Raw genomic sequence first — 16975 nt, forward strand, 5'->3', positions numbered from 1 at the left:
TCGTCGCCGCATCCGGCAGCGCGCCGCGCAGGATCGCTTCGGCGTCGACGAGTCGCGTCGGCCGGTCGGTCGCCGCGCCGACGATCACGCTCGCGTTGCCGATCCGCTCGCCCTGCATGTCGAGCACGACCGCGACGCCGAGCGCCGGCCAGTCGTGCGAGGCGCGCGTGGTCACTTTCATGTAGGCAGCCGGACGGCCGGCCTGCGCGGGCACCGTCACCTTCGAGATCAGCTCGTTGCGCGCGAGCACGGTCTCGTAGTAGCCGGTCGCGAGTTCCTCGACCGGCAGCGTGCGCTCGCCGGCGGGGCCCGTCACGGTGACGCTCGCGCCGAGCGCGCTCAGCACCGGCGGCATATCCATGTGCGGATCGGCATGCGCGAGATTGCCGCCGAGCGTCGCGACGTTGCGCACCCGCACGTTCGACAGCGTGCGCAGCGTGCGCGCGAGCAGCGGCCAGCCTTCGCGGACTTCCTGCGAATGTTCGAGCGCGGCGAGCCGCGTCAGGCCGCCGATCTGCAGTTCGCCGTTGCCGCCGATCGAAATCCGCGAATGCTCGGGCTCCACGTCCTGCAGGCTGACGAGCCGCGTCGGGCGCAGCACGCCGGCCTTCATCATCAGCATGATCGCCGTGCCGCCGCCGACCGGGCGGATGTCCGGGTCCTCGGGATCCAGAAGCGCGATCGCCTGCTGCAGCGAGCGCGGTGTAGCGAATTCGAATGGCGCCATTCGGCCCCCCTTCCTTAATGCAAATCCGGTTGTGATGCGTTTATGTGAGGCTCTGATGCGACGCGCTTATTTGACACACTTATTTGACGCACCTACGCGATGCGCTTGATCAGCGCGAGCAGTTCGTTCGCGACGAGTTCGGGCACTTCGAGCGGCGTCAGGTGGCGCGCCTTCGGCACCTCGGTCAGCGTCGAGCCGGCGATGCCTTCGTGCAGCGCACGCGCCATCGCAGGCGGCGCCGCATAGTCTTCCTCGCCGACGATCACGCAGGTCGGCACGCGCAGCTTCGCCATTTGCGCGCGGCCGTCGTAGGCGCCGAGCATCCGGCCGGTCGCGGCGAACGCGGCGACCTCGTTGCGCAGGAACGTATCGACGCAGCGCTGCACGACGTCCTTGTGGGTCGCGCGGAACTCGTCACCGAACCAACGGGTGGTCTGGAACTCGACCAGCCCGGCGAGCCCTTCCTTTTCGGCCTTCGAGGCGCGCACGTCCCAATCCTTCGGCGCGGTTTCGCCATACCAGGCCGTCGTGTCGATCAGGCCGGCCGCACGCGTGAGCTCCGGGTACGTGCCCGCGAATTCGAGCGACACGCAGCCGCCCATCGACGCGCCGGCGATCAGCACGCCGCCGAAGTCGAGCGCGGTCACGACGTCGCGCACGTCGGCGGCGAACTGTGCGACCGTGTACGGGCCGGCCGGCTTGTCCGACGCGCCGTGCCCGCGGCAGTCGAGCGCGAGCACCGCCGCATGCGGCACGAGGCGTTCGACCACCGGCTGCCAGAACGCGCGATCCATGGCGAGCGAATGAAGCAGCACGACGCGCGGCACGCCGTCGCGTTGTCCGTAGAGGCTATAGCCGATGCGCGTACCGTCGCGCACGCTCACGTGCGACGACACGGCATCGCGTTCGATTGAGGCAGTCATCGTGAGGGAATCCGTTCGGTGAGAGAGGGGAAAGTCTTCGTGGGCCTGATATTGCGGGCGCGAACCGCGCGCCGCAAACGACGATCTTTCATGGGGGGCATGAAAAAGTTTCATCGGGGAAGCGGGTGTGCCGGCGGCATCCGGCAGTTTGCTGCCCGCAACTTTCGTGGCGGGCGGCCGGTACACGAACCGTAAGCTTTGCGACGCAGGGTGAACGTCGGTCGCCAGCACGGGCCTGGCCGACGCAGCCGCCGGCAAGATGCCAGCAAGATTAGGGACGCCCGCAGCGCCCTCTCCGCCATCGAGCGCCGCCGCGCAAGCAGAACAGCCGGCTGATGCCAGCCATCTCCCCTCAGGCATATCTGACATCACCGACCTGCACCTACCCGCACGGCACGGTGATTCATAAACTGCTTTCGCTCGCCCATCGAGACGCGCATCCGGGACTCGCATGAGCGCCTGCATCAGCGCATGACCACTGCCATGCGCCGACCGGCCGTCCATCGCGAACCAGAAGACCGAACCGAAACAGACAGAGGACGCCGATGACCTCGTCGGCACCCCATCCCATCTGACGATGGCTGCCATTGCGCGAACGCTGATCCCCTTCGCGACGATGTCTTGCGTTCAAAAAATAATTAATCAGGAGACTGAATCGATGTACAGACTCGAACGAATCACGGCGCGCGGATTCAAGCGCGCAAGCTGCCTAATGGCCGCGTCACTGGCCTTGCTCAGTCATGCGGCGCACGCCCAATCCTTCTCGGGTGGATCGTCGTCAGTCGATCTGTATGGCCTGATCGGCATGTACATCGACCAGTCGAAAGTCAGCACGACACCGCATGGAACGGTTCAGGCCGGCGGCGGCGGACTGACCACGTCGTATTGGGGATTGCGCGGCCGCGAGGACCTGGGCGGCGGCAATGCCGCGATCTTCGTGCTGGAAAGCTTCTTCCGTCCCAACACCGGGCAAATGGGACGCAACGCCACCGATGGCCTGTTTTCGCGCAACGCCTACGTCGGATTCTCGACCCCATACGGCACGCTCAAGCTCGGCGAACAGACCACCCAGACCTACACCAATCAGATTCTCCTCAATCCGTTCGGCGCGTCGGTCGTCTTTTCTCCGCTCGTGGTTCAGTCGTACACCGCCGCGTACAACAATACGGTGATCGGCGATACGGTCTGGGACAATGTGGTCGGCTATTACAGCCCCTCGTTCCATGGGCTGACCGGCGCGGTGCAATACGGAGTGAGCAGCGTCACCGGCTCGCAGGGGCGCGACAATCTCGGCCTGCATCTGAACTACGAGAACGGCCCCGTGCAAGTCGCGCTCTCCGCGCAGCGTGTGCGCGCTGCGATAACCGCACCGGGCGCCGAGCAGTATCTGTATCTCGCCGGCGCGACCTACAACGCCAACTTCGCAAAGTTCTACGGCGCACTACAAACGACCAATACCACCACCGCGCAGGTCGGATCGCATACCTATCAGGCGGGCCTGTCGATTCCCGTGACCGCCGTGTCGGTGATTCTCGCCGAATGGGCCCTCACCAGACAGCGTGCGCCACATGACAACGACACGGTCCACAACACGGGATCGGTCGCCTACGATTACAACCTGTCGAAGCGCACGGACGTCTACGCGGCCTACTCGTACGACAAAATTTCGTCGAAGCCGTCCGGCAGCACCTACGGCGTTGGCATGAGACACACGTTCTGATCTCTCCGGGCCGGCGCCTCGTCTCCCACTACGCTGGAATCCTGAACAGTGCCGCCCGCGTCATTGCCGGCGGCCATCAGCCCTTCAGGAGCGAACCTTTTTGCCCTTACCGCGCTCGACGGATTGGCGCTTGACCGGCTCGGTGAGCTGGTGCTCCCAACTGGCAATGATCGATTGAACCGCGTCGGCCACCACACGGCAGGCCGCGGAAAATTTGCCGTGGCGCGGCAGCGCCAGCACGACATGGCGGCAAAGGTCCGGCTTGACGACCTGGCAGACCTGCAACTGCCCGCGCTGCACTTCCGCGGCAAAAGCATAAGGGCCGAGTACCGCATACAAACCCGGCGTATTAGCCACCAGTTCCTTCTGCGCGGTGAGCGAGTCGGCCTCGACCACGGCTTCCAGCCGGAAGCCGAGACCGCGCGCGGTTTCGTCCAGCGCCTGGCGCCACTGGCCGGGCCGTCTCGGCAAAACGAGCCGCAAATCGCGCAGGCGGATGAAGTCGAGTGTGGCCTCGCGCGTCAACGGATCGCCCGGCGCGGACACGAGGTAAGTGTGGGCCTCGCACAGCAGTTTCTCTTCGCGGCCACTCGGGCGCCGGAAACGGAACAGGATCGCCAGATCGACCGTGCCGCCGTCCAGCATGCTATCGAGCTCCGCCCCCTGGGCTTCCGCGATGCTCAGGCGAATCCCGGGATGCTGGGCCTGCAGCCGCGCAAAAAGACGTGTCATGAGCGGATGCGCGGCCGACGGCAGGATACCGAGCCGCACCTCGCCCATCACGTGACCGGCATCGGCCCGCATCTCTTCGGTCAACTGTTCCGTCTCGTGCAGCCAGATGCGCAGCCGGGCGGCCGCGCGCTCGCCGAGTTCGGTCAGCACGACGCCGCGGCCGGTGCGGTGGAACAGCCGCCCCCCGCAATTCGCCTCGAAGTCGGCAACCTGCCGGCTGATGTGCGACTGCACGGTCTGCCGGCGCGCCGCCACCTTGCTCAGGCTGCCGGCATCGGCCACTTCGAGAAACAGGCGAACGCTGTCGAGGTTCATCGGGCCCACCTTCATCGGATATCACTCTCCAAGCATATCTGTCATCTCCGATCTCTGTCTAGGCGGAAGACGGGCGGATTTTTATAGTGCTTCCAACACTACGAAGGAGACAACCTTGAAACTCGCCAGCTTCCTGCTCGACGGCCGTGCCACCTATGGATGCGTAGAGGGCAGCGACCACCTCGTCCCGCCCCAATCCTTCCTCGACCGGCACCCCGACCTGCGCGCCGTGCTTCACAACGATGCACTGCAAGCACTCCAGCAATGCGCCACCGGCCAGGGCCGCCGCGTGGCCGCCAGCGCCACGCAGCCGCTGCCGGTGATCCCCAACCCCGGCAAGGTGATCTGCGTGGGCTTGAACTACAAGTCCCACGTGGCCGAGACCAAACGCGCCGACAGCGAGCACCCCTCGCTGTTCCTGCGCTTCACGGACACGCTGGTCGCCCACGACGACGCCGTGCTCCGCCCGTCGTTCTCGGAGCGCTTCGACTGGGAAGGCGAACTGGCCTTCGTGATCGGCAAGGGCGGCCGCTACATTCCCAAGGCGCAAGCGTTCGACCATATCGCCGGCTATGCGTGCTTCAACGACGTGTCGGTGCGCGACTGGCAGCGCCACACGCATCAGTTCACGCCCGGCAAGAACTTCCCCGGCACCGGCGCATTCGGCCCTCACCTCGTGACGGCCGACGAAGTGCCCGACGTCGCCGCGCTGACGCTCGAAACCCGCGTCAACGGCAACGTGATGCAGCACGCCAGCATCGGCGACCTGATCTTCGACATCCCCGTTCTCGTCGAATACATCTCGACCTTCACGCCGCTTTCGCCCGGCGACGTGATCGCGACCGGCACGCCCGGCGGCGTGGGCGATCGCCGCGAGCCCCCTGCGTACATGAAGGACGGCGACACCGTCGAAGTCGAGATCACCGGCCTCGGCATCCTGCGTAACCGCGTCGCCGTTGCGAACTGACGCGCCTCATCTCCAACCTGGTCAACATCATGGCAAAGACATCCGATGCGGCAAGCGCCGCAGGCGGCAAGCTGCGTATCGCCGTCGACATCGGCGGCACCTTCACCGACATGGCCGCCTTCGACGAAACCACCGGCAAGCTGCTGTTCGGCAAGGCGCTCTCGACTCACGGCGAACTCGTCAAGGGCATCCAGGCCACCATCGACAGCGCGAATATCGACTGGCGCGACGGCCACCTGTTTCTGCACGGCTCCACGATCGCAATCAACACGCTGCTGGAGCGCAACGGCGCCAACACGGCGCTGCTGATTACGGAAGGCTTCCGCGACATCTACGAAATCGGCCGTGTCAACCGGCCCGACGCCTATAACCTGTTCTTCAACAAGCACCAGCCGCTCGTGCGCCGCTCGCTGCGCTACGAGGTGGCCGAGCGCCTGCGCGCGGACGGCAGCCTGCACAAGCCGCTCGACGAAGCCGCCGTGCGCGAACTCGCGCGCGAATTGCGCGGACAGAACGTGGAAGCCGTCGCGGTGCTGCTTCTGCACTCGTATCGCAACCCGGCGCACGAACAGCGGGTCAAGCAGATCCTGCAGGAAGAAATGCCGGGGGCGTTCGTCTGCGCCTCGCATGAGCTGAGTCAGGAATACCGCGAGTTCGAGCGCGTGTCGACCGCGGTCGCCAATGCCTATGTCGGTCCGCGCGTCTCGGCCTACCTGGGAGAACTGGAGAATCATCTGTCCGGCAAGGGCTTCGACGGCGACTTCTATATCGTGCAGTCCACCGGCGGCCTGTTCCCGGTCGAGCATGCCAAGGTCGGCTGCGTACGCATGCTCGAATCCGGGCCGGCCGCGGGCGTGATCGGCGCTCAGGCGCTGTGCGCGCAACTCGGCATGGGCGACGCGATCGCCTTCGACATGGGCGGCACCACGGCCAAGGCCGGCGTGATCAGCGAGGGGCGGCCGCTGACGACCGGCTCGGCGCTGATCGGCGGCTACGAGCGCGCCCTGCCGATCCAGATTCCGATGATGGATATCCACGAAGTCGGCACCGGCGGCGGTTCCATCGCCCGTGTGGAAACCGGCCATGCGCTGCGCGTGGGCCCGCAAAGCGCGGGCTCCATGCCTGGACCGGTGGCCTATGGCCGGGGCGGCGAGGAACCGACCGTGACCGATGCCAACCTGCTGCTGGGCCGGCTCGATGCCGAGCACTTTCTCGGCGGCGAACTCAAGCTGGACCTCGCAGCCTGCACGCGCCAGATGGCCGGGCGCGTCGCCGGCCCGCTGGGGCTCGAACCGACCGAGGCAGCCGACGGCATTCTGCGCATCGCGGTGACGCAGATGTCGCATGCGGTGAAGGCCGTGACCACCGAGCGCGGCCTCGACGCCGGCAGCTTCACGATGGTGGTGTACGGCGGCGCGGGTCCGCTGCATGCCTCGGCCATCGCACGCGAGATCGGGATTCGCCGCGTGCTGATTCCATACGCGCCCGGTTACTTCTCCGCCTACGGCATGCTGTTCTCCGATCTCCGCTACGACTACGTCCGCTCGGTGTTCCGCAAGCTCAACGACGTCTCGTTCGATGAAATCGAAGCGGCCTACCGGAGCATGGAAGACGAAGGCCGTGCCGCGCTGGCGCAGTCCGGCGTGCAGGCCGACGGCATCGTCATCGAGCGCGCGGCCGACATGCGTTACGTGGGCCAGGAGCATGCGGTGACGGTGGATCTGCCGATGGCCTTCTTCGAATCCAGAGACCGCGCGGCAATCAAGCGGCAGTTCGACGAACTGCACAAGGTGCGCTACGGCACCTCGGCACCGAAGGAGCCCGCCGACCTCGTGAGCCTGCGCGTGACGGTGCTCGGCACCATGAAAAAACCGCCGAAGCACAGCGTCGAACAAGGCACGGCAACGCCGGACGCGCTCGCGGTGCGCGCGGTCAAGCCGGTGTATTTCCGCTCCACGGGCTGGGCCAGCACGCCGGTCTATATCCGCGACCGCCTGCTGTCGGGCAACGAGATCGCGGGCCCGGCATTGATCGAGGAGCACGCCTCCACCACCGTCGTACAGCCCGGCGACTCGCTGCGCGTGGACGAACTCGGCAACCTGCAAATCGCCATCGGGAGCGACAGAACATGAGTACCCCCAACGAATCGAAAACCGTCGATCCGGTCACCGTCGAGATCATTCGCAACGGCCTTTATGCGGTCACCGAGGAGATGAAGACCAACCTGACCCGCACCGCCTACAACCTGATCATTTACGAAGCACTCGATTTCACGGTGGGGCTGTTCACGAAGGAAGGCGACACGGTCTCGATCGGTCTCGGGCTGCCGATGTTCATTCGCGGCATGTCCGAGACCGTGAAAGCCAAGATCCGGCACTTCGGCTACGAGAACATCAAGCCGGGCGACATCCTCGTCACCAACGACGCCTATACGACGGGCAGCCATCTGAACCACTTCACGTTCACGATGCCGGTGTTCCACGAGGGCCAGCTCGAAGGCTTCACCTGCTGCATGGCGCACTGGCTCGACGTGGGTGGCACGCTCGGCAACGTCACCACCGACATCTTCAGCGAGGGGATCCAGATCCCCATCATGAAGTATCAGCGCGACGGCGTGGTCAACCAGGACCTCGTGGACATCATCGCGATGAACGTGCGTCTCGCCGAGCGCGCGCTCGGCGACCTGCGCGCGCAGATCACCGCGATCACCACGGGCGAGCGCCGCTACGTGGAACTGCTGCAACGCTACGGCGCCGACGCGGTGAACAGCTCGATCCGGCAGATCATGGATTCGAGCGAGGCCGTCGCGCGCAAGAACACGCTGTCGATTCCCGATGGCGTGTACGAGGCCGAATCGTTCATGGACGACGACGGGCTCGAAATCGGCAAGCGCATCCCGATCCGCGTAAAGGTCGTGGTCAGCGGCGACGAGATGACGGTGGACCTGTCGGACGTCTCCAAACAGGTGCGCGGCTTCTACAACTCGGGCTTTACCACCGGCATCGCCTGCGCCCAGGTGGCCTACAAGTGCCTGACCACGCCGACCGATTACCCGGTCAACGACGGCAGCTTCCGGCCGCTCAAGGTCATCATGCCGATGGGCACGGTCATCAGCGCCGAGCGGCCCTACCCGATGCGCGTATGGATGACGTTCCCGATGACGGTGATCGACACCATCTTCAAGGCGCTGGCGCCCGCGATTCCGGACCGCTCGATTGCCGGCCACCACGCGGACCTGGTGTTCCCGAACATCCACGGCATTTCGCCGGAAGACGGGCGGCTCTTTATCGTCGGCATCGGTCCGCTCGGCGGCGGCTGGGGCGCCAAGAGCAAAGAGGACGGCGTCTCGGTGACGGTCTGCATCAACGACGGCGATACCCACAACAGCCCCACCGAGCAGCTCGAAGCCAAGTACCCGGTGCTGGTCGAAAAGTACGAGATCCGCCAGGACTCGGCGGGCGCCGGCAAGCATCGCGGCGGACTGGGTGCGGAGATGGTCGTGCAGGCGCTCTCGCCGTTCACCGTCACGACGCGGATCGATCGCGTGCACTGCAAGCCGTGGGGGCTCGAAGGCGGCGGCGACGCGATGGGCAACGGCCTCGCGGTGCGCCACAAGGGCGAGTGGAAGACCGACCACGCGAACGCCAAGATCTTCAACGTGCGGCTGGAACGCGGCGACGCGTACAAGATGCTGTCGGGCGGCGGCGGCGGCTTCGGCGACCCGCTGGAACGCGAGGTGGACAAGGTGGCCGAGGACGTGCGCGAAGGCTACGTCAGCGCGCGGGTGGCACGCGAAGTCTACAAGGTCGCGCTGGACTCCAACGGCGGCGTCGATCACGAGGCCACGAGCGCGCTGCGCAGCGGCACCGGCCACGGCGTCAACGGCTCGACCGACCTTCCGTGGGCCGGACAGTGAGTGCCGCCGTGACCGATGACCTGTCCGCGCGCGCCGGCCGTCTGCTCGACCTGTGGAGCGCCCTGGCCTTGCGCCATGTCGCTCTCGGCGCGGCCTGCGCGTGCGGCGCCGGCGGCGTGAGCCTGCGGCTGGAAGACTTCGAACTCGACATCGTGGACTACCTGCAGGACGGTGGGGAGCGCTGCGACGAGGCCGAAGTCGCGGCCTGGTTCCGCGCTCGCCAGAGCAGCGCGGATGCCACGGGTGCCACGGATGTCGGTACGCAACCGTTACGTCAGTTGCTCGAAGACGTACAGGAAGCACGCGTTCCGCCCCCCGTCGCCGACTGGCTGATCCCGCGGCTCGAACGCACCCTGCACTCGTTCGCCGAGCTGCACGGATCGGGCACGGCCGGCTGACCTCGCCGAAGCACACAAAAAAGCGCGGGGCACGCGCCTCGCCAAGGAGACAACTTCATGAAAGCGGACGCGATCGCCGCGGTGTCGGGCCTGACCGACGCGCAGCGAACAGCCCGGTTGCTGTTTCGCATCGAGAATGTGCCATTCTGCCGCTGGCACACGAGGGCGCGCATTGTCATGGGCAGCGCCACCTTCTTCGACGCCTTCGACGCGCTCTCACTGGCTTTCGTGCTGCCGGTGCTGGTGAGCTTATGGCATCTGAACCATGCGCAGGTGGGCTTCCTGATCGCGGCGGGCTATGCGGGCCAGGTGATCGGCGCGCTGTTCTTCGGCTGGCTCGCCGAGCGGGCCGGACGCGTGCCCGGCATTTCCATCGCCGTGGCGCTGATGTCGGCGATGAGCATCGCCTGCGCCTTCGCCGGCAACTTCCCGATGCTGTTCGCGCTGCGCTTCCTGCAGGGCATCGGCGTGGGCGGCGAGGTGCCGATCGCCGCGGCCTATATCAACGAGCTGTCGCAGGCCAAGGGGCGCGGGCGCTTCTTTATCCTGTATGAACTGATCTTCCCGCTGGGCCTGCTCGCGGCGGCCCAGGTCGGTTCATTCGTGGTGCCGACCTTCGGCTGGCGCTATATGTTCCTCGTGGGCGGCATTCCCGGGCTGCTGATCCTGCTGTTCATGGTCCGGTTGCCGGAATCGCCGCGCTGGCTGGCGGCGCGAGGCCGCTTCGAGCAAGCCGACGCCGTGATCGCGGGGCTGGAATCCAGCACGCCGCGCCGCAGCCTCGACCCGCAGCGCGATCACGCCGAGATCGAGGCGCGCCTGCAAGCGCTGATCGACGTGCAACAGTCGAGCACGCCGCAAAAGGGATCGTGGAAAGAAATGTTCTCGCCGGTGTACTTACCTCGCACGCTGGTGGTGTGGGTACTGTGGGCCTCGTCGTACTTCGTCGCCAACGGCATCAACAACTGGCTCCCGACGCTGTACCGGACCGTGTATCACCTGCCGCTGCAGCAGTCGCTGCGCATGGCCTCCATCACCAACGTGCTGAGCACCTGCGCGGTGCTGGTCTGCGCGCTGCTGGTGGACCGCGTGGGCCGCCGCCGCTGGACCGGCGCGTGCTTCCTCGTCAGCGGCGCGCTGCTCGCCCTGCTGGCGGCGCTCGGCGCGAGAAGCCCGTGGTCGGTGGCGATCCTGGCCTCGTCGGCCTATGCGGTGATGGGCACCACGACCGTGCTGCTCTACCTCTACACGCCCGAGATCTATCCAACCCGGATGCGCGCCATCGGAACCGGCCTGGCCACCTCCTGGCTGCGCGTGGCTTCGGCGGTGGCGCCGGTCGTGGTGGGCGTGGTGCTATCGGCGCAAGGCATCGGCGTGGTGTTCCTGATGTTCGCGGCGGCGACCGTGGTGGGACTGCTGACCTCCAAATACATGATCGAAACCAGCAACCGTGCGCTAGAGGAGATTTCGCCATGAGCCTGCCGGGCGGACACTTTTCGGCTTTGCTGGCCACCTCGCCGGCCGCGGGCGAACGGATTCCGGTGACGGTCCTCACCGGCTTTCTCGGCAGCGGCAAAACCACCCTGCTCAACCGCCTGCTGGCCCTGCCGGACCTGCACGGCACGGCCATCATCGTCAACGAGTTCGGCGAGGTCGGCATCGACCACGACCTGATCGCCAGTACGACCGAAGATACCGTGCTGCTGGCGAACGGCTGCCTGTGCTGCGCGGTGCGCGGCGATCTGGTCGAAGCACTCGTGCGCCTCAGCACGCGCAACGAGCCGGCGCTGCGCCAGGTGCTGATCGAAACGAGCGGCCTGGCCGACCCCGGCCCCATCCTGCGCACGCTCATGGGCGACGCGGCGGTGCGCGAGCGTTTTGCGCTGGCCGGCGTGGCCTGCACAGTCGACGCGATACTGGGCTCGGGGACGCTCGAACGCGAGCCCGAGGCCGCGCGGCAAGTGGCGGTGGCCGATGCGCTGTTTCTCACCAAACTCGACCTGCTGAATGGCGCACCGCCCGCCGAACTGCTGGAACGCCTCGCGGCGCTGAACCCGCAGGCTGCGTGCCACGCCGATCCGGTCACGCAGCCGCACGCGCTGCGCGGGCTGATGCGCGCCGCTTCTTGTTCCGATTCTTGTTCCGATTCTCGCGCCGACTTCGGAACCGCCCCGGCGGAACAGGCACCGTTTTACCGGTTGGCCGCCCGCCCGGCGAATGCGACATCCGATGCGCCACCGACGCACCGCGACGACATTCGCTCGTTCGTCATCGTGCGCGACGAGCCACTGTCACGCGAAGGCTTCGCCCACTGGCTCGATACCGTGATCGCCCTGCGCGGCACGGACCTGCTGCGCGTCAAAGGCATCGTGCATCTTGCCGAACACCCCGAACAACCGATGGTGATCCACGGTGTGCAGCACCTGTTCCAGCCGCCGCAACTGCTGCCGGCATGGCCGGGAGCGGACCGGCGCACGCGCATCGTCTTCATCACACGCGGCATCGACGCGCAGGCCCTGGACGAATCGCTGAGTGTGCTGGCGCGGCGTCGCACACGCACCTCGCGCTAGTTGCCCGACGGCTTATACCCGTCGGTCAGCGTCTTCATGAAAGCGATGATGTCGCGGATATCCTGGTCCGTCATCGCCGGTTTGTCGCCCATCTTGCGGTCGAACGGCGCGTCCGTCACGTCGACGTTGGCCTGGTACTTCACCGGAATGTCGTCGTATTTCTCGACCTTGCCCGCGGCATTCTTCGGGTAAATTCTGGCCGGATTCGTATTGCGCAGGTTATAGAAATCCATCACCTGCCTGAGGTCGTGATAGACGCCGTTGTGGAAGAACACATGGCGCGTCGCGACGTTGCGCAGCGTCGGCGTGAGGAACATCGCGCAATACTGCGTCTGCTGCGCGATATCGGTACGAAACGGGCCGCAGACCCCGAGGTCGTAAAACTTCGGATTCCTGTTGGCGGGCAGTGCCCGGTTGCGCGGCACGCCGAGCGCTTCGTATTGCGTGTCGGTAAAGAGCGGCGGCAATCCGTCCTTGGTCGGCTGGCTCAGATGGCAGCCCGCGCAGTTCGCCTTGTCGGGATCGTTGAAAAGCTTCAGCCCGCGCAACTCGGCCTGACTGAGGCGAGCCTTGCCTTCGAGCCAGTAATCGTACTTGCTCGTGAATTCATGAAAGGACGCGTCCTCGAACTCGTAACGGCCGATGGCGAACATTGCTTCGGAAAGCGCGAGTTCGTGGTTGCTGAAGAGGTTGGCGCCAAATAGCTGCCTGAGCGTGCTCGCGTATTTCGAATGTTCCAGCTTGGCCACGATCTGGTCAGTACTGCTGTTAGCCATTTCAACGGGATTCAGCATCGGCCCGTCTGCCTGCTGCTGCAGCGAGTCCGCGCGGCCGTCCCAGAACAGGCCCCCTTGCGGCACTATCGCCGGCGCGGCGGGCGCGACGCCCGCCGTTTTCGTGGCGCGCTGCACGCCCTGTGCGGCGCTGGCCGCATCGTTCAAGTTGACCGCCGTATCCACGTCAGCCTGATCGGGCCCAATGCTGAACGGCGCCTGCCGGTAGAGATAGGCCAACGAGGGCGGTGGACGGTAGCCGGCCAGATTCATATGCGGGCCACCGATCTGCGCCGACAGGCCGTTCGGCGGCCCATACGCATGCTGCGCGCTATGACACGAGGCACACGACTGTTTCCCCGATGCAGAAAGCGATGGGTCGTTAAAGAGTTGCTTGCCGAGCATCGCGACCGCGCTCAGCGGCGCCTCGGCCGGACGCACCAGATGCACGGGGTGAGGATTGTCCCCCGTGAAATTGGCCACGGCTTCGCCGGCGCTTGCAGGCATCGGCCCGGGATTCGAGACCGCATGGGCGGCTGCCGCGAACACACCCGGCACGACAAGGACGGCCATTGATAGTAGAAAGCGACGTACGGTCCGCGGCACATCCGCCGGGCCCGGTTGTTGGTTTGCCTGCAGATTGGACACCGATACGGAGTTCGAACGAAGACTCATGGTGAGGATTCTGGCGTCGACAAATAGAAAATCGAGCCAGCGAACAGACTGGCTCGAAGTGGGGAACGGCAAGCGCTCGTCATGCCGGTCGCGGACCTGCGTCGAGCGCGACCGGCCGAAGTCCGATCGTCCTGCACGGCTGCCCGATACCGTCATATCGGTATCAGGGCAGCCTGCACAGCGTCAGATCTTGGGTGCCTTGTCGACGACGAGGCCCGTCTGCGGATCGAGGAAGAGCGGGTGCTTGTAGCGGCCTTCGCCACGGCGATCGAAGTCGAACATGCCCATGATGCTGCCCGCGCTCGCATCGAACGAGCCGCCGCCGAGACGTTGACCGTCAAGCCAGTTGTCTTCGATGAAGCGGACCACCGACGTCTGGTCGATCTGCGTATGGTCGACGAAGTTCTGCTTCGCCCACGGCGAGATCACGACGAACGGAATGCGCGTGCCCGGACCACAGCGGCCGTTCACGGGCTTGTTGTTCACACCGTTGCGCGCCGAACCCGTGCCGCAGATTCCCGAGCCATTCAGCTGATCGGCGACCGAATCGAACGACGCGCTCGTCGGCAACGTATAGGCATGGTCGTACCAGCCGTCCGAGTCGTCCCACGCCACGATCACGGCCGTATCGTCCCAGTCCTTCTGCTGCTGCAGGAAGTTGACGACCTTCGTGACGAAAGCCTGCTCGTCGAGCGGGTCCGAATAGCCGGCGTGAGCGTCCTGGTAGGCCGGGGCCTTGAGGAAGCTGACCGCCGGGAAATTACCCGCGCTCACCGAGTTGAAGAAGTCGTCGGTATCGTACTGGTGATTGGCGGGGTCCGGCGTGCGACCGTCCTTCTCCGTGCTGTGACCGATCGCCGCCATCGAACTCGGGCGCAGGTGCTGCGGATTCGACGTCGACGCGAAGTACTGGAACCAGTTGTGGTGCGGAATATAGTCGGCCGTCGCCGCGCCGACGACCGGCGACATCGTGCTGCGCAGGCACCCGGTCGTGCCGTTGCTGTTCACCGTGGAAAGGTTGAAGCCGCCCATGAAGCCGCCCCAGGTGATGTTGCGCGTGTTCAGCAGGTCGCCGATATTCTTGCCGGTCATCATGGCGGAATCGGTCTTGCTCGAACAGGTGTCGTAGCCCGGGTCGACGTCGTTGATCATCGTGAAGCCGTTCTGGCCGTCATTGACGTAGTACGAGCCCGCGACCGAGGGCTGCTTCGTCGTCGCCACGATCTTCATGCCATTGGTCTGCCCCGCGACCACTTCGAGCGCACCCGGTGTCGAGGGACCGTAGGTCGACGTGTAGGCGTTGTCGCTCATCGCGAAGCGTTGCGCGTAATTCCACAACGCGGTCACCGTGTTGCCGTCGAAGTAGCCCATCACCTGGCCCTTCGTGCCGAATGCGCCGATCCCGCCGGTCGTGCCATTGCCCGTGTATTCCGGGAAGAGATCGGCCGCGCCGTTGTCGTAGGCCTGCTGCTCGGCCGTATAGGCGTGGTTCTGGTCGGCCGTGGCCGCCTGCGTGCGGTCGAGACGGAACGGATTGAATGCCGCCGTGCCGTTACCCGGATTCGTGGCGTTCGGGTTGTTGGTCAGCAAGGCGCCGGACAGACCGTTCACCTGCGGCGTGCCGGCCTGCGCGTGAAATGCCGGCTCGCCCGGCAGGTTGGCCGCCTGCGGGTAAGTCGCGAAGTAATGGTCGAACGATACGTTCTCGCCGTAGATCACGACCAGATGCTTGATCGGGGTAGCCGTGCGAATCTCGTCATGCCGGTCATTCCGGCCATGATCGTCGTTATCGCCCCATGCAACGGTCGATGCGAATGCCGAGACGGAGAGTAAACCAAGTGCTAGATGGCGCCATTGCATGTCGTGCTCCTCGCTGAATTCGTATTGATTGGGGATGACCACGAAGCCTGCGCGGGCAACGATCAGATTCGCACCGGCGTACACCGGTGTGCGCATGTCATCGGGATGCGGGGACTACGCGGCGAATAGATTAGAGCATCGGGATATGAAGGCTCGGCGTCCGATCCCTTGCAAAAAGATTTCGTTGAAATGATCGGACAAAATCGATCAGGTATCCGATGCGTCGCATCGGCGGCTTCCACCGCCGTCCCGGCCTGGGGAAATCCCTTGTATTCGCCCGATGCATACCCGTTAAAAGAAGTGATGCACGCCGATACGAAACGCGGTCTGATTCGGGCTATCCGACGGCGCAAGCAATGGCATCGCCGCATTGCCAACGCCATCGGCATGCTGATAGGTCACCTGTGCATACACGACGGTCCTTTTGGAAAGGGCGTAGACGTTGCCGATACCCAGTTCGGCATAGCGCGTGCCCGAGAGCCACGAAAGGTAACCGCCGACCGTCACGGTATTGGCCGCCGTCGCGTGATAGTCCGCGCCGAGTTCCGCGGTTCTCATGCGAGCCGATTGGGTGTCCGTCGAAAGATTCACCTGTGTCAACACGCCGTGCAGGTCGAATCTGGGTGTGGCCTTGTAGAACGCCGACAAGCCGAAAATATCCTGCTTTCGCGCGACGAAGGTCTGCCCCCCCGCCAGCGGCTGCCCAAGAAACGACGTCAGGCCGAGCCCCGATACCAGCGCAATCGCGTGATTGCGCCAGCTGCTGTAGACGGCCGACGCACGCAACGGCCCCTGGGCATAGACGATATCCGCGCTTACCACCCGGCCCGGTTGCGTGGTGGAATCGGCGAAACCGTACAGCGTGCTCGCGCTGAATCCATCGAACGACGGCGTCGTGTACTTCACGGAGTTGTTGATCGAATCGCCGACGATTCCCAGATTGTCGAGATTAGCCGGATGAAACAGATAAAACGTGTATTGCAGGCTGCCATTCGAGTTGACGCGCAACGCGTCCGCGGCGAGATCCAGTTGACGGCCCAGCGTCAGCGTACCGAAACGGGAACTGGATAGTCCGACCCATGAAAAGTGGCTGAACGCCTGACCCGCAATCGTCCCTTGGCCCGTATTCGACTTGAAGCCGTTTTGCAAGGCGAATAGCGCCTTCAGGTCGCCGCCCAGATCTTCCACGCCACGCAGTCCGAAGAAATCGGGCACGGCAACCGGGCCAAGCGTCGCAGTGCCATGTCCCATGTTGTTGGTGTTGTAGGTGATGCCTTCATCGATGCTGCCGTAAAGCGTGACACTGCTTTGCGCATAGGCGCCGGTTGCCAGCATGCTCGACGCAAGGAGCGTCAGAGTTCGTTTTCTCATTGTCCAAGGTCTCCTCTTCTATTGTCTG

The 16975-nt window shown here is 65.0% G+C and carries 13 protein-coding genes; 7 read left to right on the forward strand and 6 right to left on the reverse strand.

From position 1 onward, the window contains the following. A partial coding sequence (locus G3N58_RS08325; RefSeq protein ID WP_205998911.1) for an FAD binding domain-containing protein occupies positions 1-727 on the reverse strand: 727 nt, incomplete at its 3' end. 92 nt (positions 728-819) lie between these two features. Next, on the reverse strand, positions 820-1650 hold the full coding sequence (locus G3N58_RS08330) for an alpha/beta hydrolase (protein WP_167043364.1): 831 nt from the start codon (positions 1648-1650) through the stop codon (positions 820-822). 658 nt (positions 1651-2308) lie between these two features. On the opposite strand from G3N58_RS08330, the gene G3N58_RS08335 reads away from it, so the two are divergent. After that, positions 2309-3370: a porin gene (locus G3N58_RS08335; RefSeq protein ID WP_205998912.1), complete on the forward strand. Its 1062-nt coding sequence runs from the start codon at positions 2309-2311 to the stop codon at positions 3368-3370. Positions 3371-3454: 84 nt separating this feature from the next. Here the strand turns inward: G3N58_RS08335 and G3N58_RS08340 are convergent, their stop codons facing one another. Further along, entirely contained in the window at positions 3455-4417 is a 963-nt protein-coding gene (locus G3N58_RS08340; RefSeq protein WP_205998954.1) for a LysR family transcriptional regulator, read from the reverse strand. A 115-nt stretch (positions 4418-4532) separates the two neighbouring features. Between G3N58_RS08340 and G3N58_RS08345 the strand changes: the two genes are divergently transcribed. From G3N58_RS08345 to G3N58_RS08370, 6 genes are read left to right on the forward strand one after another with little or no spacing between them, the layout of a single operon-like run. Further along, entirely contained in the window at positions 4533-5384 is an 852-nt protein-coding gene (locus G3N58_RS08345) for a fumarylacetoacetate hydrolase family protein (RefSeq protein ID WP_205998913.1), read from the forward strand. A gap of 29 nt (positions 5385-5413) precedes the next feature. Beyond that, positions 5414-7516 carry a hydantoinase/oxoprolinase family protein gene (locus tag G3N58_RS08350; protein ID WP_167043370.1) on the forward strand — a complete coding sequence of 701 codons (2103 nt, stop codon included), beginning with the start codon at positions 5414-5416 and terminating at the stop codon, positions 7514-7516. Beyond that, positions 7513-9300: a hydantoinase B/oxoprolinase family protein gene (locus tag G3N58_RS08355; protein ID WP_167283230.1), complete on the forward strand. Its 1788-nt coding sequence runs from the start codon at positions 7513-7515 to the stop codon at positions 9298-9300. Before G3N58_RS08350 ends, G3N58_RS08355 begins: the two co-directional genes overlap by 4 nt. Positions 9301-9308: 8 nt before the next feature. Then, entirely contained in the window at positions 9309-9698 is a 390-nt protein-coding gene (locus G3N58_RS08360; RefSeq protein WP_205998914.1) for a hypothetical protein, read from the forward strand. A 57-nt stretch (positions 9699-9755) separates the two neighbouring features. Then, entirely contained in the window at positions 9756-11174 is a 1419-nt protein-coding gene (locus G3N58_RS08365; protein WP_167043376.1) for an MFS transporter, read from the forward strand. Then, positions 11171-12268, forward strand: coding sequence for a GTP-binding protein (locus tag G3N58_RS08370; RefSeq protein ID WP_205998915.1), 1098 nt, complete (start codon positions 11171-11173; stop codon positions 12266-12268). Before G3N58_RS08365 ends, G3N58_RS08370 begins: the two co-directional genes overlap by 4 nt. Here the strand turns inward: G3N58_RS08370 and G3N58_RS08375 are convergent. From G3N58_RS08375 to G3N58_RS08385, 3 genes are all read right to left on the reverse strand, one after another. Continuing rightward, complete coding sequence (locus tag G3N58_RS08375) at positions 12265-13614, reverse strand: cytochrome c peroxidase (protein WP_241017037.1); 1350 nt, start codon at positions 13612-13614, stop codon at positions 12265-12267. The genes G3N58_RS08370 and G3N58_RS08375 overlap by 4 nt on opposite strands. Before the next feature lie 285 nt (positions 13615-13899). Continuing rightward, on the reverse strand, positions 13900-15576 hold the full coding sequence (locus tag G3N58_RS08380; protein WP_167043575.1) for an alkaline phosphatase family protein: 1677 nt from the start codon (positions 15574-15576) through the stop codon (positions 13900-13902). Between the two features lie 291 nt (positions 15577-15867). Continuing rightward, positions 15868-16947 carry a porin gene (locus G3N58_RS08385; RefSeq protein WP_205998917.1) on the reverse strand — a complete coding sequence of 360 codons (1080 nt, stop codon included), beginning with the start codon at positions 16945-16947 and terminating at the stop codon, positions 15868-15870. Positions 16948-16975: the final 28 nt, after the last annotated feature.

It is taken from the genome of Paraburkholderia sp. Ac-20342 (assembly GCF_017104985.1).
Taxonomy (GTDB): domain Bacteria; phylum Pseudomonadota; class Gammaproteobacteria; order Burkholderiales; family Burkholderiaceae; genus Paraburkholderia.

Coding starts and splice junctions, on each gene's coding strand:
- G3N58_RS08330 (WP_167043364.1), bottom strand. CDS start 1,650: ATGACTGCCTCAATCGAACGCGATGCCGTGTCGTCGCACGTGAGCGTG.
- G3N58_RS08335 (WP_205998912.1), top strand. CDS start 2,309: ATGTACAGACTCGAACGAATCACGGCGCGCGGATTCAAGCGCGCAAGC.
- G3N58_RS08340 (WP_205998954.1), bottom strand. CDS start 4,417: ATGAACCTCGACAGCGTTCGCCTGTTTCTCGAAGTGGCCGATGCCGGC.
- G3N58_RS08350 (WP_167043370.1), top strand. CDS start 5,414: ATGGCAAAGACATCCGATGCGGCAAGCGCCGCAGGCGGCAAGCTGCGT.
- G3N58_RS08355 (WP_167283230.1), top strand. CDS start 7,513: ATGAGTACCCCCAACGAATCGAAAACCGTCGATCCGGTCACCGTCGAG.
- G3N58_RS08365 (WP_167043376.1), top strand. CDS start 9,756: ATGAAAGCGGACGCGATCGCCGCGGTGTCGGGCCTGACCGACGCGCAG.
- G3N58_RS08370 (WP_205998915.1), top strand. CDS start 11,171: ATGAGCCTGCCGGGCGGACACTTTTCGGCTTTGCTGGCCACCTCGCCG.
- G3N58_RS08375 (WP_241017037.1), bottom strand. CDS start 13,614: ATGGCCGTCCTTGTCGTGCCGGGTGTGTTCGCGGCAGCCGCCCATGCG.
- G3N58_RS08380 (WP_167043575.1), bottom strand. CDS start 15,576: ATGCAATGGCGCCATCTAGCACTTGGTTTACTCTCCGTCTCGGCATTC.
- G3N58_RS08385 (WP_205998917.1), bottom strand. CDS start 16,947: ATGAGAAAACGAACTCTGACGCTCCTTGCGTCGAGCATGCTGGCAACC.